We start from the raw sequence: 11,630 nt of genomic DNA, 5'->3' as shown, positions 1-11,630 counted from the left end.
AGGGCTCCAGAGCTTGGCTATTGAGTTTGGGCGGAAAGCGCGTCGTCGCCCTGGGTGAAGGGGCGGTCGCGGTCAGCCTTGCGATGCTCGATCCAGACGCCCCGCACGCGCGTCAGATGCTCGATCGCCTGGACCGCGCCGCGCATGAAGGTCTCTGGCGTTTCTGCGTCGAGGGGCGGGGCGACGGCGCCCTGGTCGCCGTGAAACACGGTGGCGGCGTAGATGTCCAACTGGTGTCCCCGACGCCGCCCGTCGCGATAGGGGAACAGACACAGGGTGTAGCGTTGCTCGAGGCGGCCCGGGCGGCGAGGAGCGACATCGGCGCGCCAGCTGGCGCCGTCGCAGACCGCGGCGCGCACAGGGCGCAGCCAGCCGGCCGGGGCGCGCGTCGTCGGGCCTTCCAGACCGAACCCGCCGGGGGCCGCCGGATCGACCAGGGTGAAGCGTCCCGGCGCGCGGGGAATCCGGGCGACGGCCTGGTTGCGGACCGCGACCGTCACGTCCTGACGGGCCAGGTGGCTTTGCAGCGTCTGGGCGATGTCGCGGCCTGAGCGCGAAGTCTGGAAATCGACGATGGCGTAGGCCTGGTCCAGACTCTGGGCGACCAAAGGCGTCTGCGCCGCCGTGTTTGAACGCGGCCAGAATATCTGGCGTCAAAGCGGATGGTGGTGGAAACCTTCTCGGCGCTCTTGGGGGTTCAAGACAAGGCCCGGTCCAGCGCCTTGGCGAAGACGGTCGGCAGGGCGGCGCGGGCGGCCTCGGGCGCCATCCAGCGCCAGGCGTCGTCGGCCGACTGGACCTGCGCGACCAGGACGGTCAAGGTCAGGCTGAAGTGGGTGAAGACGTGCTCCACCGCCCCGGCCGTGCGCCAGTCGGCTGGGACGGGCGGCTGACCTGAGGGCTCCTCGGCGGTCCAGTCGCTGGTCGGCAGGCCCAGCATGCCACCCAGCAGCCCCTTGCCCGGCCGCGTCTGGACCGCCACCCGGCCGTCGCGGTCGAACAGCACATAGGCCAGGCCCCGGCGCCGCGGCCGGTCCGCCTTCTTCGCCTTGACCGGAAACCGCGTCGGCTCTCCCGTCGCCAGACCCCGGCATTGGTCGGAGACGGGACAGATGGCGCAGTCCGGCGACTTGGGTCGGCAGACGGTCGCCCCCAGGTCCATCAACGCCTGAGCCCAGTCGCCCGGCCGCTCGTCCGTGACGAACAGCCCCGCCAACCGCCGCAACTCCGGCCGCGCGGCCGGAACCGGGGCGTCGACCGCGAACAGCCGCGCCATGACCCGTTCCACATTGCCGTCGACCACATTGGCCGCCCGGTCGAATGCGATGGCGGCGACGGCGGCGGCGGTGTAGGCGCCCACCCCCGGCAGGGCCAGCAGCCCCGCCTCCGTATCGGGAAACACGCCGCCATGCCTGCCCGCCACCGCTCGCGCGCAGGCCAGCAGGTTGCGAGCGCGGGCATAGTAGCCCAGCCCCGCCCAGGCGGCCATCACCTCGGCGTCCTCGGCCGCCGCCAAATCCTCGACCCTGGGCCAGCGCGTTGTGAAGGCGTGGAAATAGGGCGTGGCGTGCGGCACCGTGGTCTGCTGCAGCATCACCTCGGACAGCCACACGCGATAGGGTTCGGTCCGCGCCGCCCCCGCCGTCGCCCGCCAAGGCAGGCTGCGCGCATGGGCGTCGTACCAGGCCAGCAGCCGGGAGCGGACGAAGACGATGTCGGGAGAGACGTCAGGCATGGGATCGCGCTATATAGGCCCATGCGCCGCACCCTGCCCACAGACGCCGAGGTCCGCGAGATCCTGTCTCGCCGCCGCACCCGCCCGGCGCCGCGTCCCGCGCCGCGCGCCGGCAAGGCGCTGACGCCTCTGATCAAGAAGCTGGACGAGCAGTTCGGGCGCGGCGCCGCCGCCCTGGAGCCCCGCTGGCGCGAGATCGTCGGCGACCGCCTGGCCCGCGTCACCCGGCCGCAGAAGCTGACCAAGGGCAAGGGCGGCCAGCCCGGCGTGCTGGAGCTGCGCGTCGCCGGCGCCGCGGCCCTTCTGGTCCAGCATCAGTCCGAGGACATCTTGGCCCGCGTCAATCTGTTCCTCGGCGCCGGGTCGGTGGATCGGCTGCGCATCGCCCAAGGCCCCGTCGCCCCATTGAAAGAGGCCGCCGCTCGCCCCAGGCGCAGCGCCAAGCCGCCGCCCCTGCCCGCCCAGGCGGAGGCCGACCTGGCCGCCTCCATCGCCTCGGCCCCCGACGAACTGCGCGCGGCCCTGGCGCTGCTGGGCCGGGCCGCGCTTTCACGCGCCGAAGGGCAGGATTGACAAAACTTCGCCGCACCTGTTCTCGACTAGTTCAGGATTGCGCCGTTCCGGGGGAATCGCGCCACCCTTCGCCAACGATCCGATCGAGGAAGCCCCATGGCCCAGACTGAATCCCGCTTCGCCCGCATGAGCCGCCGCGCGGCCATCACCGGCGCCGCCCTGGCCACCATGGCTCTGGCCGCCTGCGGCGGCGCCAAGGGCGCGGCCGAAGGCGACATGGCGCTGGGCGCGCCGGAAGGCGCCAAGGTCACGGTGGTCGAATACGCCTCGGTCACATGCCCCCACTGCGCCCTGTGGCAGAAGAACACCTGGCCGGCCTTCAAGGCCAAATATGTCGACACCAACAAGGTGCGCTACGTTTTCCGCGAACTGCCGACCCCGCCGGTCGACGCCGCCACCGCCGGCTTCCTGGTCGCCCGCTGCGCCGGCCCGGACAAATATTTCGATGTGGTTCACCAGCTGATGGCCACCCAGCAGGAGATGCTGACCTCCTCGCCGCGCGACTGGCTGCTTCGCACCGCCCAGGCCGCCGGCCTGTCCGAGCAGCAGTTCAACGACTGCGTCACCGACAAGGACGCCGTCGCCGCCATGGAGAAGCGCGTCCAGTTCGCCCGCACCCAGGGCGTGACCGGCACCCCGGCTTTCTACGTCAACGACCAGCAGGTCCTGACCCCTGGCGGCGAGGGCGCCAGCCTGGCCGATCTGTCCACGGCGATAGACGCCGAACTGGCCAAGTAGGACCGCCGTCGATGATCCGGCGCGCCGTCCTGGCCCTCTCCTTAGCCGCCGCCCTGTCGATGGGCGCGGCGGCGTCCGCGGTCGCCGCCGATGCGCCGCCGCCCGTCACGGCCCAGGATCATGTCTTGGGCCGGGCGGACGCCCCGGTCACGGTGATCGAATACGCCTCCTTCACCTGCCCGCACTGCGCCGATTTCCACAACACGGTCCTGCCGGCGTTCAAGGCCAAATATATCGACACGGGCAAGGTCCGGCTGGTCCACCGCAACCTGCCGACGGCGCCGGCCAACGTCGCCGCAGCGGCCGCCGCCGTGGCCCTGTGCGCCGCTCCGGGCAAGTATTTCGACGTGGCGGCGGTCTTTATGCGCGATCAGGCCAACTTGGTCGCGACGGGCGCCCAGCCCTGGTTCGCCGCCGGGGTCGCCGCCAGCGGCCGGACCCGCGCAGAGATCGAGACCTGCCTCAGCGCGCCCGAGACGCGCGCGGCCCTGGATGGTCAGATCGCCGGCGCCCAGGCGGCGGGCGTCACCGGCACGCCCAGCTTCTTCGTCAACGGGACGCTCGTCATGGACCATTCGCTGGAGGCCCTGTCGGCGGCCATCGACCCGCTGCTGCGTCGGTGATCGCTTAAGGCCATGCAGTTCCAGCGGCTCCGGCTGGTCGGCTTCAAATCCTTCGTCGATGCGGCGGAGGTCCAGATCGAATCCGGCCTGACCGGCGTGGTCGGACCCAACGGCTGCGGCAAGTCCAATGTGCTGGAAAGCCTGCGCTGGGTCATGGGCGCCAATTCGGCCAAGGCCATGCGCGGCCAGGGCATGGACGACGTCATCTTCGCCGGCGCGGCGGGCCGCCCCCCGCGCAGCCACGCCGAAGTCAGCCTGACGATCGACAATGCGCAGTGCCGCGCGCCCCAGCCCTTTACCGACGCGCCGGTGCTGGAGGTGTCGCGCCGCATCGACCGGGGCCAGGGCTCGACCTATCGGATCAACGGCAAGGAGGTCCGCGCCCGCGACGTCCAGCTGCTGTTCGCCGACGCCTCGACCGGCGCCAACTCGCCCGCCCTGGTGCGTCAGGGCCAAATTTCCGAACTGATCGCCGCCAAGCCCCAGAACCGCCGTCGCATCCTGGAAGAGGCGGGTGGGGTCGCCGGCCTGCACACCCGCAGGCATGAGGCCGAGTTGCGCCTGAAGGCCGCCGAGACCAACCTCGAACGCCTGGACGACATCGGCCGCGAGTTGGAGACGGCGCTGAACCGGCTGAAGCGCGAGGCCCGGCAAGCCGAAAAGTACAAGAAGATCTCCGCCGAGATCCGCGCCCTTCAGGCCGCCCTGCTCTATGTCCGCTGGAACGACGCGCGCCTGGCCGCCGAGGCCGCCGCCGCCGAACTGCGCCAGGCCGACCAGGCCGTGGCCGAGACCACGACCGCCGCCGCCGCCGCCCAGACCGCCGCCCTGGCGGCCCAGGAAGCCTTGAAACCGGCGCGGGAAGAGGACGCCGTCGCCTCCGCCCTGCTGCATCGGGCCAGCCTGGAACGCGACCGGCTGGACATGGCCGAACAGGCCGCCCGCGCCGAGGTCGATCGGCTGAAGGCCGAGGCCGCGCGCATCGCCGCCGACGTCGAACGCGAAGAGACTATGGCCGCCGACGCGAAACGCGAACTGGACCGACTGGACCACGAACTGACCAGGCTGAAGGCCGAGATCGCCGCCGCCCCCGAACGCGGCCCCGAACTGGACAAGGCCCTCCAAGCCGCCGAGGACGCCCGCAAGGCCGCCGATGGGGAGGTCGAGCGTCTGGCCGGAACCCTGGCCGCCGTCGAAGCCCGCGCCAACGCCGAAATGGCTCGCAAGCGCGACGCCGAGACCCGACTGGCCCGCGTCACGGCCCAGCACGATCAGGCGAAGCGGGAACGCGAGGCCCTGGGGCCGCTGGAAACGCCGGAGCTCGAGACCGCCCATCAGGCGCTGGAGGCGGCCCGGGGCGAATTGGCCGCCGCGCGCGAAGCCGTCGAAGCCGTCGAGGCGAAACGCGGCGACCTGGCCCGCGCCGAGCAGGAGGCTCGCACCGCGGCCCGCGCCGCCGAGGACCGTCTGGGTCGCCTCCAGACCGAAGCGCGCGGCCTGGCCCAGCTGCTGGTCACGGGCAAGCGCGACCATCCGCCCGCCCTCGACAAGGTCCGCGCCGACAAGGGCTACGAGGCCGCCCTGGCCGCCGCCCTGGGCGACGATCTGGACGCGGCGCTGGACGCGCGGGCCGCCGCCTACTGGGGCGGCGCGGATGTTCCCTCCCCCGTCTGGCCCGCGGGCGTTTCACCCCTGTCCGCCCATGTGCAGGCGCCCGACCAATTGACCGCCCGCCTGGCCCTGTGCGGCGTCGCGGCGAGGGCCGACGCCGCCCGGCTGGCTCCGGGCCTGCCCACAGGCGCCCGGCTGGTGACGACCGAGGGCGACCTCTATCGCTGGGACGGCTTCGTCAGCCGCGCGGAGGCCCCGCGCCCCGCCGCCGTCCGCCTGGCCCAGCGCACCCGACTGGCTGAACTGGAGGCCGAGATCGACAAGGGCAAGCCCGCCCTGGAACAGGCCCAGGCCCGGCAGAAGGCCGCCACCGACGCCTTTCGCGCCGCCGAGGACGCGATGAAGGCTGCGCGCCTCAAACCCTTCGCCGCCGACAAGGCCGCGACCGCCGCCCGCGACCGTGTCGAGACACTGGCCCGCGACCAGGCCCGGCGCGAAGCCCGCGCCCAGGCGCTGGACGACACCGTGGCCCGCCTGGCGGCCGAGGTCGCAGAGGCGGAAGGGGCGCTTGAAGCCGCCCGGACGACGGATGCGCCGTCCGAAACCCTGGCCGGGCTGCGCGAGGCGTTGGCCGGCGCCCGCGTCGCCGCCGACACGGCGCGCGCCGCCGCCCAGGCCGCCCGATCCGACCGCGACGCCGAGGCTCGCGACCGTCAGGGGCGGGAACAGCGGCTGGGCGGCCTGACCCGCGCCCGCGACGGCTGGCTCGGCCGCGCCAAGGACAGCGCCGCCCGCATCGCCGCCTTGGCCAAGGACGCGGAAAAGACCGCCGCCCTGCTGAAACAGGCCGAGATCGCCCCCCAGGGCTTCGCCGAACAGCGCGGCAAGCTGCTGGATACGCTGGCCGCCGCCGAACAGAGGAAGCAGTCCGCGTCCGACGCCATGGCGGCGGCCGATACGGCTGCGGGTGACGCCGACCGCGCCAGCCGCGCCGCCGAGACCGCCGCGTCGCAAGCCCGCGAGGCCAGAGCCGGCCTCTTGGCCCGCGCCGAGGCCGCCGCCGAGAAACTGATCGAGGCCGAGACCACCCTGCGCGAAACGGCCCAGATGTCGCCGGAGGACCTGGGCCGGAAGCTGACCGACGACGCCGTCGCCCGCCCCCCCGACGCGGCCGGCGCCGAGAGCCTGCTTTACGGGCTGGAACGCGAGCGCGAGGCCCTGGGCGCCGTCAACCTGCGCGCCGAGGACGAGGCGGTCGAATACGGCGACCGGCTGAACAGCATGAAGTCCGAGCGCATCGACCTGACCCAGGCGATCGCCAAACTGCGCGACGGCATCGACGAGTTGAACGCCGAGGGCCGCGAGCGGCTGGTGGCGGCGTTCGACGTCATCAACGCCAACTTCAAGAGCCTGTTCGAGGCCCTGTTCGGCGGCGGCCAGGCCGAGCTGAAGCTGGTCGAAAGCGACGATCCGCTGGAGGCGGGGCTTGAGATCTACGCCTGCCCGCCCGGCAAGCGGCTGTCGGTCATGAGCCTGATGTCGGGCGGCGAACAGGCCCTGACGGCGGCGGCCCTGATCTTCGGCGTCTTCCTGGCCAACCCCGCCCCCGTCTGCGTGCTGGACGAGGTGGACGCCCCGCTGGACGACGCCAACGTCGACCGCTTCTGCCGGATGCTGCACGAGATGCGGTCGCGCACCGACACCCGCTTCATCGTCATCACCCACAACCCCGTCACCATGAGCCGGATGGACCGCCTCTACGGCGTCACCATGCCCGAACGCGGCATGAGCCAGCTGGTCAGCGTGGACCTGCACCAGGCCGAGACCTTGGTCGCATGATCGCGATGTTGCTGGCCCTGTCCGATCCCGCCCTGGTCCAGACCGGCGTGGGGCGTTTCGCGCAATATGCGGACGTGGCCTCCATCGTGCGCCAGGGCGACGCCGCGCGGATGCGCAGCCTCCAGGTGGCGGAACAGGGGTTCCACGTGGGCGACGTCCTCTACATCGGCGGCTGGTCGCGCTGGGTCTTCGACTGCCGAACAAGGACGGTCGACCGGCTGGATTTCGCTTCCCTGCGCGACGACGGCGTCGAAGGCCCCGCGACGCCCGAAACGGCCCCGCCCTATGCCGCGGCGCCCGGCGGCGACGCCGCCGAACTGCTGGCCGTGGCCTGCGGCGAGACGCCGCCCGCCCGCACCTTGACCCTGGACCAGGCGATCAGCCAGGGCCGGTCGGCTCTGGCGGACTGATCGGCCGCTCTTCTCCCTGCGGCCACTCGATCCGGTCGCGCGGCAGAGCTTCGCGGCACTCGTCGCGCATGAAGGCCATCAGCTTCTCGCGGATTTCACAGCGCAGGTCGAAGGCGACGGGCGCCGAGCGGGCGCTGGCCAGACAGCGGACCTGCAACACGCGTTCGGTGATGTCCGTCACCTGCATCACCTGCACATCGCCGTCCCACAGTTTCGAGGCTTTCACGATTCCCTCGAACGCCTCGCGCAGCTTGTCGATCGGCGCCTCGTAATCGACGTAGAAGAAGGCCGTGCCGATCAGCCGGGCGTTCTCGCGCGTCCAGTTCTGGAAGGGTTTGGTGATGAAATAGGACAGGGGCAGGACCATCCGCCGCCAGTCCCACAGCTTGACCACGACATAGGTCGAGGTGATCTCTTCGACATTGCCCCACTCGTTCTCGACGATGACGGCGTCGTCGATGCGGATCGGCTGGGTCAGGGCGATCTGGATGCCGGCGACCATGTTCGTCAGGATCGGCTGAAGCGCCAGGCCGGCGATGATGCCGACCACCCCGGCCGAGGCCAAGAGGCTGACGCCCCACTGACGGAAACCGGCGATGGTCATCAGAGCCAGGCCGACAGTGACGATGAACAGGATCACCTTGGCCACCCGCTGCAGGATTCGGGTCTGGGTCAGGTGTTTGCGGGCCAGCAGATTGTCCTCGACGGCGATGTTGTATCGCTTCAGGTGCATGACGGACCACATGTCCAGCACCCCGGACGCCAGCCAGCCCAGCGTCAGGATGAAGAGAAACAGCAGCACCGCGCGGATGTCGGCCGAGGGTTCGGGCGCCATCGGCGATACGGTCACGCCGATGCCGACGCCGATGATTATGATCAGCACCCGCAGCTTGACCCGCGCCCGTTCGACCACCCCGCGCCAGAAGACATCCTTGTTCCTGACCACGCGGCGCAGAACGGCGAAGACGACCTTGTGCGTCAGCCAGCCCCCGCCCACGAAGACCAACAGCACCAGTCCGATCACCGCCCATTCCGGCAGCCAATCGAACCGATGCCACAGGGCGCGAACGTGACGGGTCAGGGCGATGATTTCGGGCGGCATGACCTTCTAACGCACGACAAGCTGGACGGTTGAGGGGTCTGGTCCATCGGTTCGCGACAGGGAGGCTTTCGTCGCTGGGCGCTAGCGGCTACCACCGCCCGATGACCCTTCCCCGCCCCCTGCCTCATCTCGCCGCCGTCGCCGGCGACTATGACATCCTGCTCTGCGACGTGTGGGGGGTGATCCATAATGGGCGCGAGAGCTGGGCGGCGCCGTGCGAGGCGCTGGCGCGGTTCAATCGCGAGGGCGGGCATGTGGTGTTGATCTCCAATTCGCCGCGTCCGGCCTCGGACGTGGTCGCACAGCTGGACGGGCTGGGCGTGCCGCGCGAGGCGTGGAAGGCCTTCGTCACCTCGGGCGATGCGACGCGGGCGGAACTCGCCAAGCGGGCGCCGGGTCCGGCGTGGATCGTCGGCCCCGAACGCGACGCGCCCCTGTACGCCGGCCTGGGGCTGGAGCGGGCGGCCAGCGCCGAGGACGCCGCCTTCATTTCCGTGACCGGCCCGGTGGACGACACGACCGAGACGCCGGAGGACTATCGCGAGCGGTTCGCCGTCGGAGCCGCACGCGACATCGAACTGATCTGCGCCAACCCCGACCGGGTGGTCCAGCGCGGCGACCAGCTGATCTATTGCGGCGGCGCCCTGGCCGATCTGTATGCGTCGCAGGGCGGACGGGTGGTCATGGCCGGCAAGCCCTTCGCCCCCATCTACGACCTGGCGATCAAGGAGGCGGAAGGCCTGTCGGGCCGGCCCGTCGATCGTTCCCGCGTTCTGTGCATCGGCGACGGCGTCGTGACCGACGTCATGGGCGCCAATGCGCAAGGGCTGGACTGCCTGTTCATCGCGCAGGGAATCCACGGCGACCAGGCCAAGGGAGCGGACGGGACGCTGGATCCGGCCCGCGCCGCCGAGTTGCTGAAGGCCGAGACGGCCTATGCCCGCTACGCCGCGCTGCATGGTCGAATTGGTTCAGCAGCATCCGTCCGGTGGTTACATCCTGGACGAACTTCACGTCGGCATGGCGGCCGAGAAAATCGTCGTGGCGACGGAGGACCGCATTCGCCTGTTCGCCGAGGCGTCGGACGATTTCAATCCGGTTCACCTGGACGAGGCCTTCGCCTCCAAGACCGCCTATCGCGGCCGGATCGCCCACGGCCTGCTGAGCGCCTCTTTCGGATCGGCGGTGGTGGGCACGATCCTGCCCGGCGCGGGCTCGATCTACATCTCCCAGACTCTGGCGTTCCATCAGCCGGTGCGGATCGACGATGTCGTGCGCATCCTGATCACGGTGATCGATGTCGAGGCCGACAGCGCGCGGGTCAAGCTGAGCTGCGAAGGCTTCGTGGGCGAGACCATGATCATGGACGGCGTCGCCGTGGTCCGCGTCCCGCGCCGGCGCAAACCGTCCCAGCGCTGATATGCAGGTCGTTCGCGACTGGCGCGACCTGCCGGACGCCCTCAAGGGCGCCGCCGTCGCGCTCGGGGCCTTCGACGGCGTGCATCGGGGCCACCAGGCCGTCATCGCCGATGCGAAGGCGGCGGCCGATCGACTGGGCGCGCCGGCAGGGGTCGTCAGCTTCGATCCCCATCCCCGCCGCTGGTTCCAGAAGGATGCGGCCCCCTTTCGCCTGATGACCGCCGACCAGATGGCCCAAGCCCTGGCGCCGCTGGGCGTCGACATCCTGTATCTGCTGCCGTTCGACGCCGAGATGGCCGGCATGACCGACGTCGCGTTCGCCGAGCGGGTGCTGGCGCAGGGGCTGGGCGTGCGCCACGCCGCCGTCGGCTTCGACTTCACCTTCGGCAAGGGCCGATCGGGGTCGCCCGAGGCCCTGCGCGCCTATGGCGAGCGGCTTGGTTTCACCGTGTCGGTGGTTCAGCGCCTGGACGACGCCGACGGGCTGAAACTGTCGTCTAGCGCCGTGCGCGAGGCGCTGAAGGCCGGCGACATGGCCCGCGCCGCCGCCATCCTGGGCCGTCCCTTCGCCATACGGGGCGAGGTGATCCACGGCGACAAGCGCGGCCGCACCATCGGCGTGCCGACCGCCAATGTGGCCTTGGGCGACTATATGCGGCCCGCCTACGGCGTCTATGCGACGCGCAGCCGTCTGGCGGACGGGCGCGTGATCGACGGCGTCGCCAGCCTGGGCGTGCGGCCCATGTACGCGCTGGAGACGCCGCTGCTGGAGGTCTGGTTGCTCGATTTCGCCGGCGATCTGTATGGTCAGACTATCGAGACCGAACTGGTCGCCTGGCTGCGCGGCGAAGAGGCGTTCGACGGCCTGGAAGCTCTGAAGACGCAGATCGAGGCCGATGCGGCCCAGGCGCGGGCCGTGCTCAGCGCCTCATAAAGGCCGCAGCCCCGCCGCAAACCGCTTCCAGTTCTGCACATAATGCTCGGCCGACATCTGCAGCACGGCGATGTGGGCCGGGTCGCGATCGCGCACCACCTTGCCGGGCTGGCCCATGACCAGGCTGTTGTCGGGAATGACCTTGCCCTCGGTGATCAGGGCGTTGGCGCCGATGATGCAGTTCCGGCCGATCCTGACGCCGTTCAAAACCACCGCCCCGATGCCGATCAGGCTGTAGTCCCCCACCTCGCAGCCATGCAGCATGGCCTGATGCCCCACCGTCACGCCGCGCCCCAGCGTCAGCGGCGAACCGAGATCGGTGTGCAGCACGCCGCCGTCCTGGACGTTGCTGTCCGGCCCCACGACGATCGGATCGTTGTCCCCGCGCAGGGTCGCGCCGAACCAGACGCTGGCGTTGGCGTGCAGAATCACGTTCCCTATCACCGATGCGCTCGGCGCCACCCAGTATTCGCCCTCGGGCGGAAGCTGAGGTTTGCTGTCGCCCAATGCGTAGACAGTCATCAGAACACCACCTAATCTTTGAAAAACGAGGGCTTTAACGGATCGCTAACCACGATAGCATCATTCTGTTGATGCGATTCGCAGGTCGCCATTTCGGCCTCGAATCCGAAACCGGATCAAGCGC

Annotated in this window: 11 protein-coding genes and 1 pseudogene; 8 read left to right on the top strand and 4 right to left on the bottom strand. The window is 70.6% G+C overall.

Going from position 1 to position 11,630, the window contains the following annotated elements:
• Positions 1-17: 17 nt before the first annotated feature.
• Both DI624_RS02425 and mutY read right to left on the bottom strand, forming a co-directional pair.
• Positions 18-608, bottom strand: a complete 591-nt coding sequence (locus tag DI624_RS02425; RefSeq protein WP_291535802.1) for a hypothetical protein — start codon at positions 606-608, stop codon at positions 18-20.
• An 89-nt stretch (positions 609-697) separates the two neighbouring features.
• Positions 698-1,735: an A/G-specific adenine glycosylase gene (gene mutY / locus DI624_RS02420; RefSeq protein ID WP_291535801.1), complete on the bottom strand. Its 1,038-nt coding sequence runs from the start codon at positions 1,733-1,735 to the stop codon at positions 698-700.
• 21 nt (positions 1,736-1,756) lie between these two features.
• On the opposite strand from mutY, the gene DI624_RS02415 reads away from it, so the two are divergent.
• The 5 genes from DI624_RS02415 (at position 1,757) to DI624_RS02395 (ending at position 7,529) form a co-directional block, all read left to right on the top strand.
• The gene (locus DI624_RS02415) at positions 1,757-2,308 is read left to right on the top strand and encodes a DUF721 domain-containing protein (RefSeq protein WP_291535800.1); all 552 of its coding nucleotides are present in this window, start codon (positions 1,757-1,759) and stop codon (positions 2,306-2,308) included.
• Positions 2,309-2,404: 96 nt separating this feature from the next.
• Complete coding sequence (locus tag DI624_RS02410) at positions 2,405-3,046, top strand: DsbA family protein (RefSeq protein WP_291535799.1); 642 nt, start codon at positions 2,405-2,407, stop codon at positions 3,044-3,046.
• A gap of 11 nt (positions 3,047-3,057) precedes the next feature.
• Entirely contained in the window at positions 3,058-3,669 is a 612-nt protein-coding gene (locus DI624_RS02405; RefSeq protein WP_291535798.1) for a thioredoxin domain-containing protein, read from the top strand.
• A 12-nt stretch (positions 3,670-3,681) separates the two neighbouring features.
• Positions 3,682-7,119, top strand: coding sequence for a chromosome segregation protein SMC (smc, locus tag DI624_RS02400; protein WP_291535797.1), 3,438 nt, complete (start codon positions 3,682-3,684; stop codon positions 7,117-7,119).
• Positions 7,116-7,529 (top strand): hypothetical protein, encoded by a 414-nt coding sequence (locus tag DI624_RS02395; RefSeq protein WP_291535796.1) that lies wholly within the window; start codon positions 7,116-7,118, stop codon positions 7,527-7,529. The genes smc and DI624_RS02395 overlap by 4 nt, the downstream gene beginning before the upstream one ends.
• On the opposite strand, the gene DI624_RS02390 is transcribed toward DI624_RS02395, so the two are convergent.
• Entirely contained in the window at positions 7,498-8,631 is a 1,134-nt protein-coding gene (locus DI624_RS02390; RefSeq protein ID WP_291535795.1) for a mechanosensitive ion channel family protein, read from the bottom strand. The genes DI624_RS02395 and DI624_RS02390 overlap by 32 nt on opposite strands.
• Before the next feature lie 101 nt (positions 8,632-8,732).
• Between DI624_RS02390 and DI624_RS02385 the strand changes: the two are divergent.
• The 3 genes and pseudogenes from DI624_RS02385 to DI624_RS02375 form a co-directional block, all read left to right on the top strand.
• Positions 8,733-9,581: pseudogene (locus tag DI624_RS02385) on the top strand (TIGR01459 family HAD-type hydrolase); the annotation flags it as partial.
• 7 nt (positions 9,582-9,588) lie between these two features.
• Positions 9,589-10,050, top strand: a complete 462-nt coding sequence (locus DI624_RS02380) for a MaoC family dehydratase (protein WP_291535856.1) — start codon at positions 9,589-9,591, stop codon at positions 10,048-10,050.
• Between the two features lies 1 nt (position 10,051).
• Positions 10,052-10,984 carry a bifunctional riboflavin kinase/FAD synthetase gene (locus DI624_RS02375; RefSeq protein WP_291535794.1) on the top strand — a complete coding sequence of 311 codons (933 nt, stop codon included), beginning with the start codon at positions 10,052-10,054 and terminating at the stop codon, positions 10,982-10,984.
• Here DI624_RS02375 and DI624_RS02370 read toward each other — a convergent pair.
• The gene (locus DI624_RS02370; protein ID WP_291535793.1) at positions 10,979-11,506 is read right to left on the bottom strand and encodes a gamma carbonic anhydrase family protein; all 528 of its coding nucleotides are present in this window, start codon (positions 11,504-11,506) and stop codon (positions 10,979-10,981) included. The two genes, DI624_RS02375 and DI624_RS02370, sit on opposite strands and share 6 nt — an antisense overlap.
• Positions 11,507-11,630: the final 124 nt, after the last annotated feature.

The sequence above is a fragment of the Brevundimonas sp. genome, assembly GCF_003248455.1.
GTDB lineage: Bacteria > Pseudomonadota > Alphaproteobacteria > Caulobacterales > Caulobacteraceae > Brevundimonas.
Note: the sequence above shows the minus strand (reverse complement) of the source record. Positions and strands in the feature narration are given on the sequence as shown.